Origin of the sequence: Fibrobacter sp. UWCM, assembly GCF_900129735.1 — a bacterium.
Classification (GTDB): domain Bacteria; phylum Fibrobacterota; class Fibrobacteria; order Fibrobacterales; family Fibrobacteraceae; genus Fibrobacter.
Map to the genome: position 1 here is coordinate 181,532 of NZ_FQWR01000003.1, position 16,385 is coordinate 197,916.

The 16,385-nt window shown below is 54.0% G+C and carries 15 protein-coding genes and 1 tRNA gene; 9 read left to right on the top strand and 7 right to left on the bottom strand.

What is annotated here, in order from left to right; genetic code table 11:
- Nucleotides 1–5: 5 nt before the first annotated feature.
- The 6 genes from BUB22_RS03440 to BUB22_RS03465 form a co-directional block, all read right to left on the bottom strand.
- Nucleotides 6–78: transfer RNA gene (locus BUB22_RS03440), tRNA-Arg, on the bottom strand.
- An 85-nt stretch (nucleotides 79–163) separates the two neighbouring features.
- Entirely contained in the window at nucleotides 164–1,666 is a 1,503-nt protein-coding gene (locus tag BUB22_RS03445) for a hypothetical protein (protein ID WP_072810548.1), read from the bottom strand.
- Nucleotides 1,667–1,783: 117 nt separating this feature from the next.
- Nucleotides 1,784–2,110: an SUI1 family translation initiation factor gene (locus BUB22_RS03450; protein WP_073113936.1), complete on the bottom strand. Its 327-nt coding sequence runs from the start codon at nucleotides 2,108–2,110 to the stop codon at nucleotides 1,784–1,786.
- Nucleotides 2,110–2,349, bottom strand: coding sequence for a hypothetical protein (locus tag BUB22_RS03455; protein WP_083535353.1), 240 nt, complete (start codon nucleotides 2,347–2,349; stop codon nucleotides 2,110–2,112). The genes BUB22_RS03450 and BUB22_RS03455 overlap by 1 nt, the downstream gene beginning before the upstream one ends.
- A gap of 16 nt (nucleotides 2,350–2,365) precedes the next feature.
- Nucleotides 2,366–3,997, bottom strand: a complete 1,632-nt coding sequence (locus BUB22_RS03460; protein WP_175547225.1) for an endo-1,4-beta-xylanase — start codon at nucleotides 3,995–3,997, stop codon at nucleotides 2,366–2,368.
- 166 nt (nucleotides 3,998–4,163) lie between these two features.
- On the bottom strand, nucleotides 4,164–5,780 hold the full coding sequence (locus BUB22_RS03465; RefSeq protein WP_073113938.1) for an FISUMP domain-containing protein: 1,617 nt from the start codon (nucleotides 5,778–5,780) through the stop codon (nucleotides 4,164–4,166).
- Nucleotides 5,781–5,865: 85 nt separating this feature from the next.
- On the opposite strand from BUB22_RS03465, the gene BUB22_RS03470 reads away from it, so the two are divergent.
- The 4 genes from BUB22_RS03470 to BUB22_RS03485 all read left to right on the top strand — a co-directional run bounded on the left by BUB22_RS03470 (nucleotide 5,866) and on the right by BUB22_RS03485 (nucleotide 9,909).
- The gene (locus tag BUB22_RS03470) at nucleotides 5,866–6,750 is read left to right on the top strand and encodes a tRNA modification radical SAM protein MnmL/YtqA (protein ID WP_073113939.1); all 885 of its coding nucleotides are present in this window, start codon (nucleotides 5,866–5,868) and stop codon (nucleotides 6,748–6,750) included.
- 56 nt (nucleotides 6,751–6,806) lie between these two features.
- On the top strand, nucleotides 6,807–8,231 hold the full coding sequence (gene argH, locus BUB22_RS03475) for an argininosuccinate lyase (protein ID WP_073113940.1): 1,425 nt from the start codon (nucleotides 6,807–6,809) through the stop codon (nucleotides 8,229–8,231).
- 54 nt (nucleotides 8,232–8,285) lie between these two features.
- Entirely contained in the window at nucleotides 8,286–8,423 is a 138-nt protein-coding gene (locus BUB22_RS16585) for a hypothetical protein (RefSeq protein ID WP_175547226.1), read from the top strand.
- A gap of 184 nt (nucleotides 8,424–8,607) precedes the next feature.
- On the top strand, nucleotides 8,608–9,909 hold the full coding sequence (locus BUB22_RS03485; protein WP_072810561.1) for a pyridoxal phosphate-dependent aminotransferase: 1,302 nt from the start codon (nucleotides 8,608–8,610) through the stop codon (nucleotides 9,907–9,909).
- A 49-nt stretch (nucleotides 9,910–9,958) separates the two neighbouring features.
- Here BUB22_RS03485 and BUB22_RS03490 read toward each other — a convergent pair whose 3' ends face one another.
- A complete protein-coding gene (locus BUB22_RS03490) occupies nucleotides 9,959–10,777 on the bottom strand; it encodes an exodeoxyribonuclease III (protein ID WP_073113942.1) in 819 nt (272 codons plus the stop codon).
- Nucleotides 10,778–11,000: 223 nt separating this feature from the next.
- Between BUB22_RS03490 and BUB22_RS03495 the strand changes: the two genes are divergently transcribed.
- The 5 genes from BUB22_RS03495 to BUB22_RS03515 all read left to right on the top strand — a co-directional run bounded on the left by BUB22_RS03495 (nucleotide 11,001) and on the right by BUB22_RS03515 (nucleotide 16,287).
- Nucleotides 11,001–11,603: a hypothetical protein gene (locus BUB22_RS03495; protein WP_073113943.1), complete on the top strand. Its 603-nt coding sequence runs from the start codon at nucleotides 11,001–11,003 to the stop codon at nucleotides 11,601–11,603.
- Between the two features lie 75 nt (nucleotides 11,604–11,678).
- Nucleotides 11,679–12,569, top strand: a complete 891-nt coding sequence (locus BUB22_RS03500; protein ID WP_073113944.1) for an MBL fold metallo-hydrolase — start codon at nucleotides 11,679–11,681, stop codon at nucleotides 12,567–12,569.
- Nucleotides 12,570–12,666: 97 nt separating this feature from the next.
- Nucleotides 12,667–13,422 carry a tRNA (guanine(46)-N(7))-methyltransferase TrmB gene (locus BUB22_RS03505; protein ID WP_073113945.1) on the top strand — a complete coding sequence of 252 codons (756 nt, stop codon included), beginning with the start codon at nucleotides 12,667–12,669 and terminating at the stop codon, nucleotides 13,420–13,422.
- A gap of 64 nt (nucleotides 13,423–13,486) precedes the next feature.
- Nucleotides 13,487–15,136 (top strand): DNA repair protein RecN, encoded by a 1,650-nt coding sequence (gene recN, locus BUB22_RS03510; RefSeq protein ID WP_073113946.1) that lies wholly within the window; start codon nucleotides 13,487–13,489, stop codon nucleotides 15,134–15,136.
- The gene (locus BUB22_RS03515; protein WP_073113947.1) at nucleotides 15,133–16,287 is read left to right on the top strand and encodes a CDP-alcohol phosphatidyltransferase family protein; all 1,155 of its coding nucleotides are present in this window, start codon (nucleotides 15,133–15,135) and stop codon (nucleotides 16,285–16,287) included. The genes recN and BUB22_RS03515 overlap by 4 nt, the downstream gene beginning before the upstream one ends.
- Nucleotides 16,288–16,385 lie beyond the last annotated feature (98 nt).

Sequence of the window (16,385 nt, forward strand, 5' to 3'; positions counted from 1 at the left end):
CGTAATACCCGGTCCGCGACTCGAACGCGGAGCTCATCCTTAGGAGGGACGCGTTTTATCCTGTTAAACTAACCAGGCATGCAACCTTCAGGCCTTGCGGTCTTTCAAGTTCGCGACAAATATAACTAAAAGCGCCCGTTTTGTCATCGGGGCGAAAGTCCGCCTAGTAAGCGTGGTCGCAGTCCACGTTCTCCTTGCCCTTGATACCGTTCGCGCATTCAATCAGGCCCTGGAGTTCGCCGTTACGGAACGTGCCCCAGCTCTTCTTGTCCTGCTTCTCAGTCAAGCAAACCTTGTTCGTGGTCGTGGAATCAATACCTTCCTGCCCGTTCACCGGAATCCAGTCGTAGCAGGTTTCCTTCACGGTAAACGTCATGTACTTGCCATCGAGCTTGCCATCGCGGTAGTTACCGAAGGAATACCCGAGGTCGTTCGGGCCATTGAGTTTGCCCTTCTTGTAGTCAATCGTGACCTTGTCCTTCGGCTTGTTCTTCTCGCGCTCTTCCTTCATCTTCTGGAAAGCTTCCAGGGCCTCTTCCTTGTCCTTCTTCTTCTTGATCTTGGAGATGCGCTTCATTTCCTTCTTGTCGGCAGCCTCAATCGCCTTCACGTCTTCGACAAACGGGTAGTGCACCACCACGCGTCCGTGAATCTCGTTGTTCCAGTACGGGATTTCGGCCATAAGGAATCCCTTGTGCGAGAACATGTTCACCATGCCGTGGACAGCGCCCTTCCTGTAAGGCACTTCCAGGTGCAAGAAGTAGTACTTCTCGAGTTTCTTCTTCAGTTTCTTGTCGGTTACCGCAATGTTGTCCATCGCGCTATAACGGTAGAACTTGGCCGTGCCATTCTTTACGCCATGCACATAATCGACTGTGTAGAGCACCTTGCCAAAGTCCTTGCCCTGGCGAACCGGAAGCGTAAGGTCGTTGCCGAAGCCGGTTTCTCGGCCGTGGAACTTGCCTTCCCCATCGACATTCATAATATTCTCGACATAGCCGTTCACGAGAAAGCCCGTCCACGTATTGCCGTCCTTGCAACGCACGTCGCTGTAGTCGGGGAAACTACCGATGGACTCGGGCAAAAGCTTCTCGGGCAAGCCGGAAATACTGAACACGCCCTTCTTGTCCCAGTCGAGGAAGCGTTCCGTACCCGGACGTTCATGATACTGGAAGAAGCAGAGAACGCTGTCGGCTTTTGCCTTGTGGTCCTGGAAATACTTGCCGAAATCGGTCAGGTTGGAATCGTCATCCTTCTTGGAAGGCTTTTTCTTGGAATCGGGGAAAGTCTGCGCGATGGCGTCATGTACCTTGCCGGAATCCGCAAAGGCGGAAAGCGTAAACCCGCTATTGTTCAGGTGGTCGACGCACAGGTCAAGGCTTTTCTGGTAGGTTTCGCTTGTGTCACTGCAGTCCTTGGCGCGGCACGGGAGAATCTCGTACTGCGGCAAATCCCAGACCTTGTTCACCTTCGTGAGGATTTCACCTTCCTGCCAGTCCACGCCTTCAGTTTCTTCCACATTGAAGCATCCGCAAATCCAGCCGTCACCGTAGGTCTTGATACCCAGGCGCGAGATTTCGGAGGCATCTACGTGGGCAACGTTTTCCATCCAGCAATCGAAATACTTCGGCGAGAGTTCCTGCGCAGAAGCAAGAACGGATAACACCGAAACAGTAGCAAAAACAGTTTTAAACAGGCGTATTCTCATTTTTCATTTCCCTATACGCCTTAAATATAGACAACTTTTCAAAAAAAAAGAGTGCGAATGGCCGATTCGAACGAATTAACCGCCCGAGAGTTTGACGGTATAGCCCTTCTTTTCGAGTTCTGTTTTCAAAATATTACGTTTATCACCCTGGATTTCAATGTTGAAGTCCTTTACGGAGCCGCCCACCCCGCACTTCTGCTTGAGCGTGCGGGCCAAGTCCTTCAGTTCATCCTCGTCAAGCGGGATTCCCGTAACGACGCTCGCCATCTTGCCGCCACCGAGGCGCTTCAACTGGATGCGCACGACTCCGTCACCCAGGGGGCGTTCCGCCTTGGGCTTTTCTTCCTTGACACGGCCAACCCCGGTCGCAAAAACAAGCGTAGAACGATCTTCGATAGACATTACTCGCCCTCCTTCGGCTCATCATCCTTGCCATCCTTTATAATCGGGTGCTCCATAGGCACGTTGCGCGGGTCCGGCTTATTGAACACGAGTGCGCAAACGACAATGACTGCGATGTAGAAAAGCACTGCGGCAAGGAGCGCAAGCAAATCGCCCGACAAGGCCTGCACCTTCACGAAAATGAGGATGCTACAGGGCATGGCGAGCAAACACAAAATACCCGGTAGAGATTTTTTCATACCGGGAAATATAGTTTTATCTGAGATCGACCATCTCGCTCTTGCCGTCGACGGTTACCTTGTACTTGCCGGGGTAACCGCGGAACTTCACGACGCCGTTCTCGTCTGCCTTGAACGTGCCGTTGGTGGTCCACACCTTGTGCCACAGGTCGTAGATTAGCTTGGCGGCAGGCTTCTCGCGCCCGTCCATGGCAACAATACCGCCGTTCTTGACCCAGTGGCGGCCATCCCAGAAGCCCCACAGCACAATGCCTTCCACGGCCGGGTGGCTGAAGGCGATGCGCAGGACCATCTCGTAGCGGCGGGCCTGTTCGTCTTCGCCGAAGTACATGCCCTTCTGCCAGTCGCCAAAGTCAAGCTCGGTAATCTTGATGGGGAGCCCGAGCGAGCCGAGCCTGTCAAGGCGCTTCTTGATGAAGTTCGGGTTCAGCTGGCGGTCACCGAAGTGGCACTGCACGCCGATGCCGTGTACGGGCACCTTGCGGTCGAGCATTCCCTTCACGATGTCGTAGAGGCGCTCGGTTTCGCCAGCGGCCACCACGTTGTACTCATTGATAAACAGGCGTGCATCCGGGTCGGCACGGTGAGCCCACACATGGGCGCTATCCAGCAGGTCCCAACCGCACTTGTTGAAGATAAACGGCTCGTGGAAGGCTTCGTTCCACACGTCGTATTCCTTGATGCGGCCCTTGTATTCCTTGAGGTCGCGGGTGATGCGGTCCTTGATTTTGTTCGAGATGTCCTTGCAGCTCCCCTGGTTGCTGAAATGCTTGTCGAAGCCGTAGCCCTGGTGGCCCCACACGAGCGTATGGGCGCGGAAGCCCCACTTGTAGGCATCCACGTAGTCGAGGTACTGCTTGAATTCGTCGCGGCGGATCTTGCCCTTCTTGGGTTCGTAATCCGGCCACTTGAACTGGTTCTCGGGCACGCCGTACCAGAAGTACTTGTTGGCGGTCTTCCTATACCAGGTCTCCACGCTGTCCTTGCTCGGGTATAGCGCGAGAGCCGTACCGAAGGGGAAAGCGTGGCGCATGAGTTCCACCTTCACCTGCGCACCGGGGGCCGCCTTCACGGTCAGTTCCTTTTTGCGGAGGCTGTCAATGCGGGCGGCGGAATTGTTGTACCAGGTCATGTCGTCGAGGCCTTCCACCTTCTCGATTTCCACGTCGTCCATCTGCATCCAGCCCTTCGCGAGGCCCACATGGAACGTGACGTTGTTGAGGCCGTAGCCCTTCTGGTCGGCAAGGAAGGTCATGGAATAGGTTTTCCATTCATTGGTGAGCATGAAGGACGCGCTTTCCTTCTGGCGCCAGTCGGGAGCGCCGCCCTGCACGATGGCGTTGATAGGCATGTTGCCCTTCGCCTTGAACGTAAGCGTATAGTAGGCGGAATCGGCGAGCCACTTGGGGGGCTGCAACTGCAGGCCCCAACTGGGGTTCGGAAGTTCGGTCACCGTGACCTTCACGCCCTCGGAGCCATCCACACCGAGACCGGGCTTACCGAGCTGCAGGTCCACCTTCGCCGGGCCATCCGGGTTGTTCCACAGGTACCAGCCGCCATCACCATAAGACATGTCGCCATTCGTCAGCACGTTCTGTGCCACCAACGGGGCGGCGGCCAGGGCCGCGGCCGCGCACGCAAATTTCACGCTCGAAAGATTCATAAGGACCTCGCTTTTTCGCCTAGAGTCATCTGTTCGCCCAGAATATAAAATATGGGCCGGCATTTTACTTCGATAAAATGCCTTTTTTCGGTTACAGTAAGGAACAATATTGTCCACAGAAATACCAAAGTGTATCAAGTGTATCTAACCACTATTCCGAATCCACGATACAACGGATGGCATACATATAGTCGCTTGTGTAATACTTGAACTCTTCAAAATAGCATACATCGCTGTCACTGTATAATGATAAACTATAGACACCATTTTCCCCTTTTGTTGAAGACCAGAATTCGGCGTAATCTGTATTACTGTTCCCCCACGAACTCCCATAGAACTCGCGAGCCGGCAAAGCCGAAAAACCAAAATGGTCAACTTCCTTTCTCTTTCGCCAGGTAGACGATTTCAGCGCAGCTCCAGATGCGTTAGCCCCAGAGACGGCCCAGAATAAAGTTTCCCATTCTTCCTTAGACGGCATGTGCGAACCAGCAGGGCAAAGGTCTCCTCCATTGTTAGCAATATCCCTCCATAGGTAATAACGGCCATATAAATCGCAATCGTTGGCGTAACAACGGCTAATCGATGTCTCGTACTTCAAGTTCTCGGCAAACCAGACCTGATTACCAATCTTTATCGTTTTATAGACCTGATTGTCTCGTGGGTCGGTAAATTCTCCATAAGTGCAGTTGTCTTCCTGCTCCGTCCTGCAGGGCTGTGCTATGGTAATGGTATCATAGAAGGAATCTTCGACCAGGGTATCCTTGATACAGCGGACAGCGTTCGCCATGTTCTTGGTATGGTTATAGACAATTCCGGCACTACGACTCGACAAAATAAACCATGCAGCAAATTTCTCATCGTATTCAGTAGATGTCCACGAGAATGTTTCACTTATGTCTTTTATATTTCCTATCGCCGTGCTTCGCCCACCGGGTAAGAAAGACAGGCCATAGATGTCCGAATTTAGGGAATCTTTCCATCCAACTTGAGATTTTATCTTTAATGCAGCCTCATAAGACCCACCGGCATAAAGTATCAAGTTGTTGTATTCCTGATTTGTCGGCACGTGCCAGCCTTCGGGGCAAATGCCTCGCGCCGGATATGCCGGCGAACATTTATTGCCCATACCACACCCCTTGCCCGCTGTACCAAAAATACCGGCACTATCCATGACAGCCGCCCAGGTATAATAACGACCTAAAATTTTGCAGGAATCCGTGCCGCAGTAATTCTCAAATGGTTCATCGTTCACCACATACTCGAAGGCAAGGTCTTCCGCCATCCAGACCTGCCTTCCGACAGTGACCGTCTTGTAGACATGCCCGTCGCGTGCATCCTTCAGTTCGCCGTACTGGACATTCGAATTAAACGCCTCGTCCTTGGTAAAATCGAAACTGACTGAACTATAAGGAGTGCTGCTAGAAGACCCTAGACTACTAGAAGACCGTACGCTACTGGAAGAACTCCGGATGCTGCTAGAACTAGCCCTGTCGCTGGAAGATGACCTGGCAGAAGACGAACTAGACGTTTCCTCGTCATCGACCCGAATCCACCTATCACCATCACATTCATAGTCTTGCTTGAGATCTGCCACATAGACTTTCTCGCCCTTGAATTCGTCACTGCATGCGTAGGATTCCAGTTCGTCCATATCGGCCACTTCGCCGGGGAGTTCACGCTGCCTCGGAATAAAAGAGTCGTCATCACCGCAGGCCGTAAACATTGCTAGCGAAAGCGATATTATTAGAGTACTGGCTTGAAAACGCATCTTATTTCTCCTTGAAACCCAGATTCAATAGGAAACATAGAAAAAAAATGTGATTATTCTACATCTTTAATCTATTTTTTGGGATATGCACTACACACCCTACCGCGATTTACTGCTCAAACTATTCCCGAACTACCTCAAGGTGAGAAAGCTCCCGCTGAACGGCGGCATGAGTTGCCCGAACCTCGACGGCACCAAGGGTTTCTCGGGATGCAGCTACTGCAACAACCGCAGCTTTAGCCCGGTGTTCGACCAGGCGAAGGTCAGCATCCAGGAGCAGCTCGATAAGTTCGTGCCGAGGCTCCGCGAAAAGTACCCGAATGCGGGCATCCTCGCCTACCTGCAGCCGTACACGAACACGCACGCCCCGCTCGAGCACCTGAAAGGGATAATCGACCCGATTATCAAGCACAAGGAAATTGCGGGGCTTGCGATAGGGACGCGCCCGGACTGCCTCGAAGACGAGAAAATCGCCTACCTCGCGGAACTGAACCGCAAGAAGCCGATTATCGTGGAAATCGGGCTCCAGACGGCAAACGACCTGACGCTTGCGGCAATAAACCGCAGGCATACACTCGCCGAATTCGAGGATGCCGTCAAGCGCTGCCAGGCGGCGGGTCTCACCGTCACCACGCACGTGATTGTCGGGCTCCCCGGTGAAACGCTGGAAGACTTCAAGAAGACGGCCACCGTCGTCCGCGACCTGCACCTCGCCGCCGTGAAAATCCACCCGCTGCATATTGTCGCGGGCACTGTGATGGCACAAGATTTTTCCGCAGGCGAAATCAAGCTGTTGGAATTCGAGGAATATTGCGCCGCCGTCGCCGAGATGATTAAAATTATCGGGCCAGATACCGCCATCGAGCGTTTCAGCGGCGAAAGCCCGAGCGACATGCTCCTTGCCCCCAACTGGTGCGGGGAACGCGACAAGATTATCGCGGAAGTGGAAAAACTGCTCGATAAACAATAGTCGCGGCACCCATATTTTTTTAAATTTGCATCCGAAAAAACAAAAAGGATTTGAAAATGGCAAAGACCAGCGCAAAGAAAACTGAAAAGAAGGGCACCCAGACCAACATGTGGACCGGCCGTTTTGCTAGCGGTATGGCGCAGAGCATGGTGGACCTGAGCTTCAGCCTGCAATTCGACGCCGAACTCATCGAAGAAGACATCGAAGGCAGCATCGGCCACGGCAAGGGCCTGGTAGAATCCGGCGTGTTAAGCAAGGCCGACTACAAGAAGATTTGCGATGGTCTGGCCAGCATCCTCAAGGATTACAAGGCCGGCAAGAACCTGTGGAAGGAATCTGACGAAGACATCCACATGGCCGTAGAACGCGTGCTCACCGAACGCATCGGCGCCCTCGGCAAGAAGATTCACACGGGCCGTAGCCGTAACGACCAGGTCTGCACGGACTTCAAGCTCTACATGCGTCACCGCGCCACCGAAATCCGCGCCCTCGAAGTTTCTTTGATGGAAACGGTTCTCGACCTCGCCAAGAAATACTTCGGCAAGATGATGCCGGGCTACACCCACTTGCAGCAGGCTCAGCCGATTTACTTCAGCCATTACCTGATGAGCATGTTCTTTGCCGTGAGCCGCGACGTGAAGCGCCTCGACAATTTCTTGGAGTTGCACAGCGAACTTCCGCTGGGTAGCGGCGCCATGGCCGGTTCCGCATTCCCCTATCACCGTGCCCTCGTCGCGAAGGAACTCGGATTCAAGGGTGTATGCCCCAACAGCATCGATGCAGTGAGTCACCGCGACATGATGCTGGAATTCGAAGCCGACCTCGCGATTATCGCGAACACCATGAGCCGCTACGCCGAAGACTTCGTGAACTGGAGCACCAGCGAATTCGGCTACCTCACCCTGCACGACGCCTTCTCTAGTGGTTCCTCGATGATGCCGCAGAAGAAGAACCCGGATTCCATGGAACTCATCCGCGGAAAGTCCGGCCGTATGCTCGGTAACTTCAGCGCCCTCTACACGCTGGTGAAGGGTGCCCCGCTGAGCTACAGCCGCGACCTGCAAGAAGACAAGGAACCGGTATTCGACTCCGTCCATAACGTGAAGGTGATTCTCCGCGTGATGAAGGAAGCCTTGGAAAGTGCACGCTTTAACTTCGACAAGATGCATGCGAAGATGCTGCCGGCGCTGCTGGCTACCGACCTCGCTGACTTGCTGGTCGAATCCGGCGTGCCGTTCCGCGATGCCCACCACGTGGTCGGTAGCCTGGTCGGCGAAGCCGCCCGCCAAGGCCTCGAATTCACGGACCTTAGCGACGAGGCCTGGGCAAGCGCCGGCGTCCCGAACGTCAAGCAGATGAAGAAAACTCTCACCTTCGAATACAGCGTGAGCCGCAGGAATATCGAAGGTGGCACCGGTCCCAAGTCCGTCAAGCAGCAGTTCGTAAAGGCCGATGCGATTCTGAAGAAGTTCAAGAAGTAAACTCACAAAAAAAATTTCTTGACTTTCGCGAAAATCGAAACTATATTTAAGGCCATGAACAAAATCTTTGGACAGAACATCGCAGCAGATGCAAGAATTGCAGCTAACGCCGCAATGGCGAAAGCGGCAAGCCCGGCAGCAGCCCGAGCTATTGTGGGGCTGTCCAGAGAAACCAAAGTCTGCAAGGCATAACGCCAAAATCCAGATAGCAAGTTTCAAGGGCAGCCCCGTAAAAGGCTGCTCTTTTTGCAACCGCTCGTTCTTATTTACCCCCCTTTTTAACCACTAACCACAAGGAACAACGGAAATTCTTGAACAATTTTATGCTATAATTACAGCGCAAAAAGAATTTTCGATACCTATACAGGAGCATAAAATGCGCAGAAGACTTTTGAGCGAAGGTGCCAAGGAACTCTCTTACGAAATCCGCGAGATCGTGAAGAAGGCAAACCAGCTCAAGGCACTCGGCCTCCCCATCCACTGGGAAAACATCGGCGACCCCATCGAAAAGAAGTGCCAGTTGCCCGACTGGATCAAGGACATCGTGGTCGACCTCGTCAAGACGAACCGCAGCTACGGCTACTGCCCCTCCAAGGGCATGCTCGAAACCCGCGAATTCCTGGTCAAAGAGAACAACAAGCTCGGCGGCGCACAGATCAACGTCGACGACATCCTGTTCTTCAACGGTCTCGGTGACGCCATCGCCACCATCTACGGTCTGCTCTCGATGAACACCCGCATCATCGGACCTGCGCCGGCATACAGCACTCACAGTTCCGCCGAGGCGGCACACGCCCACACGGCCCCCATCACCTACAGCCTCCAGCCCGAGAACCACTGGTACCCGGACCTGGAAGAACTGGAAAACAAGGTGAAGTACAACCCGAGCATCGCGGGCATTCTCATCTTGAACCCGGACAACCCGACCGGCATGGTCTACCCGCTCGACATCCTCAAGAAGATTGTGGACATCGCGAAGCGCTACAACCTGTTCATCATCTGCGACGAAATCTACAACAAGATTACGTACAATGGCGCACACGCCTATGCCCTGGCCGAATACATCGGCGACGTCCCGGGCATCGCGCTCAAGGGCATTTCGAAGGAATACCCGTGGCCGGGCGCTCGTTGCGGCTGGGCCGAATACTACAACCGCGACAAGGACGAACAGTTCGACGCCTTCTGCCGCGCCATCGACAACGCGAAGATGGTGGAAGTCTGCTCGACCACGCTCCCGCAGATGACCATTCCGCGTGTGCTGGGCGACCCGCGCTTTATCGAGCACCGCACCGCGCTGAACGAGAAGATTGGCCGCCGTAGCGCCATCATCAACGAAATCCTTTCGGACATTCCGGAACTGTACTTCAACCCGACCTACGGCGCGTTCTACAACACCATCATCTTCCGCGAAGGCACGCTCAACAGCCACCAGACGCTCAAGATCGACAACCCGATTATCAAGAAGAAGGTGGAAGAATGGTGCAGCAAGACGACGAACCTCGACTACCGCTTCGTGTACTACCTGCTAGGCGCTAAGGGCATCTGCGTGGTGCCGAGCACGAGCTTCTGCACGGACTTGAAGGGCTTCCGCGTGACGCTCCTGGAAGAAGACGAAGAGGAACTGCGCGAAGTGTTCACGACCATCCACGATGCCATCGTGGAATACCTGCACTCGTAGTCGGTACAGACAAGTTAAGAAAAGTCGCTCGAAAGGGCGACTTTTTCTATTAGATTTCGGCGTCTACGGATGCGGGCTTGATTGGGATCGGCGCGAACGGCGGTTCCAGTTCTATGCTGATGGGGCAATGGTCCGAACCCTGCACGGAGGAATGAATCTCAGAATTCAGTACATTCGGCATGAGCGCTTCATCGACAAACGCATAGTCCAGACGCCACCCCACGTTACGGGCACGCGCACCAAAGCGGTTGCTCCACCAGGTATAGGCTTCTCGCGTATCGGGGTGCAGGTTACGGAACGTATCCACGAAACCGTTTTCTACGTACTTGTCCATCCAGGCGCGTTCAATCGGCAGGAACCCGCTGATATTCTCGTTTTCCTTGGGGCGCGCGATGTCGATTTCCTTATGGCAGGTATTGTAGTCGCCCACCGTAAGCACGTGCTTGCCGTTCGCAAGCCAACGCAGCGAGTTCTCGAGGAACGCATCATAAAAGCGCAGCTTGTAGTCCAGGCGGTCGTCGCCCGAACCTCCGTTCGGGAAATAGATGGAGTTGAGGACCCAGTCCGGAAACACGAGCTGAAGCACGCGGCCTTCCTCGTCGAACTCGTCGATATCAAACCCATAGTTCACCATGTCGGGCTCGATGCGGGTATACACGGCAACACCGCTGTAACCCTTCTTGCGCTTGCACGCATTCCAGTAAGTAAAGTAGCCTTCCGGATTCCGAAGCGTGTCGGGTACCTGGTTTTCTTCGGCTCGAACCTCCTGAAGGCAGAGGATATCGGGTGCCGTACTGGCGAACCATTCCTCGAATCCTTTCTTGAGTGCCGAACGTATACCGTTCACGTTCCAACTGTATATATTCATCTTATACCGTAACCCAATCTCTCTAGGTTAAAGATAGGTTTTTAAATCCAAAAGTGTATAGACCAAAGCGAAAAAAGAAAAAACTCCCGCATCGCGATAGTTTGTAACAATATTTTTACACAAGATTTAGGATAAAATCTCAATTTTGAGCAAAGTTGCTAATTTTTTTCACTAGATTTGAGAAAAGAAATGTTTTTTTCTTTAGAAAATTTATATTTGAATCATGAATTCTAAAATCCTCGCCATCAAGCTTACCGCGTTTCTCGCATCCCTGACATTCTTTTCCGGCTGTGCCGGTTCGTCCAACGGGGATGATCTTGAAGTTCCCACGAACCTCCCCCCCATCTGCCGTGACATCGACTTCGTCGCGAACCCCGACATGCGTGAGATGTGCGGCGTCCGCAAGGCTCACAACAAGGCTTACAAAAACATTCCGCAGCAGCGCTACCTCATTAAGCCCAGCGAGACTTCCATCGTGAAGACGGGCAACAAGCTTGAACTTCGTTTCCAGAATTCCCTACCGCTCTACCTGGAAGGCCCTATCGTGAACGAGATCCTCTTCAGCCAGGAGAAGCGCCTCGAAAGAATCAAGAACACCTACGACTACCACGAAATCTACAACAAGGTTTCCAAGGAACGTACACGCATATTCAAGATGGGCATCCCGACCGACTTCGGCAGTACGCGCGAATTCTGCTTCCGCATCCCCGAAGCAAAGGGTAACGCAAGAACACGTAGCAAGGCCATGGGTAACAACATCGAGCGCATGGATTGCGAAGACTTCGAAACCATCGTGAAGGCGGAAAAAGCGGCAAAGGGACTCTAGACCCCGCTACACCTTTTAAACGGAGCCGCATGACCTGCGGTTCCTTTTTTTTCTAAATTAGGCCACGGTACAAACGTGACAACAGAAAGCAAGTACATCCACAACGCACTCAAGCAGGTCCACCACAAGGCCCCGTGCTCGAGCGTTTACGGTTTTTCCATTTCGGGACTTGCAACGTATATGCAGTTCCCCGAAATGAACTTCTGCATCGACATGGGAGAATGCCCGCTTTCGGCCACCCCCATCGACCACGTGTTCCTCACGCACGCGCACGGCGACCACGCCCGCTGCCTCATGCGTCACCACAGCCTCCGCAAAATGATGGGCGTAGAACGCGACAGCGTGTACTACATTCCCGAAAGCATCTATGAAGGGGCAAAGGACTGGATCCGCGCCGAAGCGATGTTCGAAGGAGTGAGCGAAGCCAAGTTCCGTTACCCGGAAATCGTTGCCGTCAGGGCGGGAGAACGCATTCCGCTGCGCTACAGGAAGGACATGGTCCTGGAACCCTTTGAGGTGAAACACTCCGTCCCCGCGATGGGCGGCACGCTCTACCTGCACAAGAGAAAGCTCAAGGACGAGTTCCTCGGGAAGGACGCAAGCGAAATCATCGCACTTCGGCAGGCAGGTGTCGAGATTACACGCGAGGTATTCGAACCGCAGATGAGTTTCATGGGAGACTGCCTCGGCGAGAGCCTGCTCGAGAACCGCTCCGTTTTCGACTCGAAAGTCCTCGTTACCGAATGCACGTTTATCGCCCCCGAAGACGAGCCCATGAGCCGCAAGAAGGGGCACACGCATCTCGACCACATCGTACATGCGCTGAATGAACTTGGGGACGAAGTCAAGTGCGAACAGATTATCCTCACGCACTTCTCGATGAAGTATTCGGAAAAGTATATCCGCGAGACTATCGCGAAGGAAATACCGGAAAAGTTTAGAGAGAAGGTCGTAGCGTTTATTTAATTGATGATTGATGATGTATAATGGATGATTAGTTGTTGGGTTGCGAGATGTTTATTGCAGGTTAGGCAATGTTTATTGCGGGAGGAATAGGAAAAGTATGAGTGAAGATGTAATCAACAAGAACGTAGAAGAAGCTACTGAAGATGCCGGCGAAAAGCAGGTCGTAATTCCGGAATTCTACCGCGATTTGAACCGGGACAGCGAGCACAGGAGCCTCTGGCACTACGTGTTCCGCACGAACGGTGACCGCAAGCCCATCAAAACAACCGACGGCCTCCCCCACAAGCTGGATTTCAACTGGAATGACATGTTCGAAAACGAGAACGGCCACATCGAGGTCGAAATCGGGAGCGGCAAGGGCAACTTTATTGCGGACTACGCCCAGAAGCACCCCGACTACTTTATCATGGGTAGCGAGTGGGACTACACGTGGGCCGTATTCGCGCATGATCGCATGGAAAAGCGCGGGGTGCTCGACAACGCGTCCATGCTGCGCGGCGACGTATTCTACTTCTTGCGCGATGCAGTAAAGAGCAACACCGTAGACGCATTCCACATGTACTTCCCGGACCCGTGGCCCAAGGAGCGCCACCACAAGAACCGCCTGTTGCGCCCCGACTTCCTGACCGAGGTCGCCCGCGTGCTCAAGCCCGGCAAGCGCCTGTTCTACTGGGGTACAGACCACAAGGAATACAACGAGATTGCGCTTGAAACGTTCGACAACTTCCCCGGATGCAAGGTCGTCGTGCGCAATACCGCAGAACCGACCGAGGGCATCACCACCGGTTTTGAACGCAAGTACAGGAAAGAAGGCAGGCCCATCTACCGGAGCGTAATCGAGTTCGAAAAATAATTTTTTTTCGGATGTCAAAATTTGTCTGGTCGCGCGATTTGGAATTTTCTAATTTATCGTCACTATGTTAAAGACTCTTTCGATAAACGATTTTACCCTGATTGCCAAGGCAGAAGTCCCTTTCCGCGAAGGGTTCACGGCCATTACCGGCGAAACCGGCGCAGGCAAGTCCGTACTTCTCAAGGCGCTCCGCATGGTCTGTGGCGACAAGGCGCAGGCATCGATGGTGCGTACCGGCGAGAGCAAGGCCGTCATCGAAGGCATTTTTGACATCAGCAACGAACCGAAAGTCAAGAAGATTGTCGAAAGTCTCGGAATAGACTGTGACGACGAGCTCGTTATCCGGCGCGAGATTCTCGAGAACGGCAAGGGCCGCACGCGCGTCAACGGCAATATGGTAAATCTCGCCGACCTGCAGGAAATCGGAGAGCACCTCATCCAGATGCATGGCCAGACCGAGCAACTCCTGCTCCGCGATACGCGCACGCACGCCCAGATGCTCGACGACTTCGCGAACGACTCGCAGGTGCTTTCGCAATACACTGCCGCCTGGAATGCCTGGAACCAGACACTCGCGCAAATCGAGGAAACCGAGAACAAGGCGAAGAACCTCGCCGCCCAGAAGGATTTCCTCAAGTTCCAGTACGACGAACTCTCGAAGGCGGCCCTCCGCGAAGGCGAAGAGGAAGAACTCGAAGACAAGGTAAATATCGCGAGCAAGGGCGAAGCGGAACGCAACTACATCAACGATATCCAGGCGCTTCTCGGCGGCGATAGCGGCCTCCTGGACCAGGTTCAGATTCTGCAATCCAAGATGCGCGCGCTGGCATCGAAAATCCCGCATTACGAGGAATACGTGAACTCGCTCGCAGAGGTCGCCGACCCGTTCGAAAGCGTCTGCAAGGACCTGCTCCGGCTTTCCCCCGCGCGTTCGCTTTCCCCCGCCGAAATCGACCGTGCAAATTCGCGCATTGCTGCCATCCAGAAACTCAAGCGCAAGTACCGCACCGATGTCGCCGGCCTCATCGCGCTTACCGCACAGCGCAAGGAAGAACTCGAAAGCCTCGAGAACCTGGATGCAGACCTCGAGGAACTCGCCCGCAAGGCCCAAAAGCACCAGGCCGAGATGCAGGAAGCCGCAACAAGGCTGACAGAAATCCGCAAGGCGGCCGCACAGAAGTTCGATGCCGACGTGGAGGGAAATCTCCACACGCTCGGCATGCCCAAGGCGACCTTCCATACGAGCATCGAAAAGCAGGACTTTGCCGCGAACGGGGCCGACAAGATTGAATTTATGTTAGCGCCCAACCCGGGCGAAGGGGCAAAATCGCTCCAGAAGGCGGTATCGGGCGGTGAACTGAGCCGCGTTTTGCTCGCCATCAAGACCGTGATGGCAGAACTCGACGCCGTTCCTTTGCTAATTTTTGACGAGGTAGATTCCGGCATCAGCGGTGAAGTGGGCAACAACATCGGGATTGCGCTCAGAAACCTGGGCAAGCACCATCAGGTACTCACCATCACCCACCTGCACCAGGTCGCAAGCCGTGCCGACAACCAGCTGGCCGTAAGCAAGCAGGAAGTCGATGGGCGCACGTACACCTCCGTAACGAACCTCGATGCGGACGGACGTGTCGACGAACTCGTGCGGATGCTGGGCGGTGAATCTGCCACGGTGCGCGAGCACGCGAAACAACTTTTGGAGAATTGCGAATGAGCGAAAACACAACAGACGTGCGGTTACGCAGCCGCATCTGGAGCCTACTACGGGCGCTCGTTTTTGTCTGCGTCATCATCTTCATCTGGCTCGGCATGGCGAAGACCGCCTGCGCCTTCGTGCTTATCGCCCTCATCATGGGGTGGGTGAACCTCTACCAGTTGCGTAGCCAGGAAATCGAGAAGCCCTACTACAGACTCTGGCTGAACGTTGTCGACGGTCTGTTGCAGTTCAGCGTCATGACAAGCATTTTCGTGCGCGACCTCTACTATTCCGAAAGCGCAGAAAAACTCCTCGGCATCGGCTGCGCCTTTATTCTCGGGCGACTCATCGCGCATTCCCTGTTTTCTCTCGGTGTGCTGCGCGAAGGCAAGAAACTGCCGCAAAAACGCCGTTGGTCCAAGCTTGCAAACCTTGCGACCACGGTTACGATGGGCGTCTACCTGTTGAACCTCGAGGACTATCAGCAAATTTGCATGGTGGCGACCATCCTGCTGATTGTAGCCTCCACAGTCGCCTACGCCTATTGGTACTACCGCGACCCGGCACACCGCAAGCCGCTCTCCATCGCAAGCCAGCTTACGATGAGCCGTATCGTGCTCACGCCGTTCTTCCTCTGGGTATTCTTCTACGACAACGACCTGAACTACAGCAACAACAGCATCGTATTCAAGGTGCTTGCGCTTGCGATGGTTCTCGGGTTCATGCTTACCGACTTTTTGGACGGGAAACTCGCCCGCGCCATGGGCGAAGTGAGCACGCTCGGCAAGTACCTCGACCCGTTCAGCGACAAGATTTCGAACATGACGATTTTCATGTGCTTCATCGCCACGGACTATGCGCCCGTGTGGATGGTGGCGCTCATCTACTTCCGTGAATCCAGCGTGGAGACTCTCCGCACGCTCGCCGCCAGCGAGGGGCTCATCATGCCTGCACGCAGGAGCGGCAAGTGGAAGACGGCCCTCCAGGGAATCGGCATCGTGGCAATCCTCCTCGGGGCGATTGAACCCGTGCGTGCGCTCGTCCCCGGCCTGAGCGACATCTGGCACATATTCCCGACAATCGTCATGGGCATCATTACCGCCATCACCATCATCAGCGGTATCGACTACTTCGTTTCGAGCAAGCACATCCTCAAGAAGTTCGTGTAGCGCACACTTCGTCATGCTCGCGTAGGCGAGCATCTTTTGGGAAATTGCTTTTTTTCGCTTATTTTCGCAGAAAAAGCGGTTCTACCCTTGACATAACC

Excerpts from the sequence above, each read along its gene's own strand:
- BUB22_RS03495 (WP_073113943.1), top strand. The coding sequence starts at position 11,001 with ATGAATTCTAAAATCCTCGCCATCAAGCTTACCGCGTTTCTCGCATCC.
- BUB22_RS03515 (WP_073113947.1), top strand. The coding sequence starts at position 15,133 with ATGAGCGAAAACACAACAGACGTGCGGTTACGCAGCCGCATCTGGAGC.
- BUB22_RS03450 (WP_073113936.1), bottom strand. The coding sequence starts at position 2,110 with ATGTCTATCGAAGATCGTTCTACGCTTGTTTTTGCGACCGGGGTTGGC.
- BUB22_RS03485 (WP_072810561.1), top strand. The coding sequence starts at position 8,608 with ATGCGCAGAAGACTTTTGAGCGAAGGTGCCAAGGAACTCTCTTACGAA.
- BUB22_RS03505 (WP_073113945.1), top strand. The coding sequence starts at position 12,667 with ATGAGTGAAGATGTAATCAACAAGAACGTAGAAGAAGCTACTGAAGAT.
- BUB22_RS03490 (WP_073113942.1), bottom strand. The coding sequence starts at position 10,777 with ATGAATATATACAGTTGGAACGTGAACGGTATACGTTCGGCACTCAAG.
- BUB22_RS16585 (WP_175547226.1), top strand. The coding sequence starts at position 8,286 with ATGAACAAAATCTTTGGACAGAACATCGCAGCAGATGCAAGAATTGCA.
- argH (WP_073113940.1), top strand. The coding sequence starts at position 6,807 with ATGGCAAAGACCAGCGCAAAGAAAACTGAAAAGAAGGGCACCCAGACC.
- BUB22_RS03455 (WP_083535353.1), bottom strand. The coding sequence starts at position 2,349 with ATGAAAAAATCTCTACCGGGTATTTTGTGTTTGCTCGCCATGCCCTGT.
- BUB22_RS03465 (WP_073113938.1), bottom strand. The coding sequence starts at position 5,780 with ATGCGTTTTCAAGCCAGTACTCTAATAATATCGCTTTCGCTAGCAATG.
- BUB22_RS03470 (WP_073113939.1), top strand. The coding sequence starts at position 5,866 with ATGCACTACACACCCTACCGCGATTTACTGCTCAAACTATTCCCGAAC.
- recN (WP_073113946.1), top strand. The coding sequence starts at position 13,487 with ATGTTAAAGACTCTTTCGATAAACGATTTTACCCTGATTGCCAAGGCA.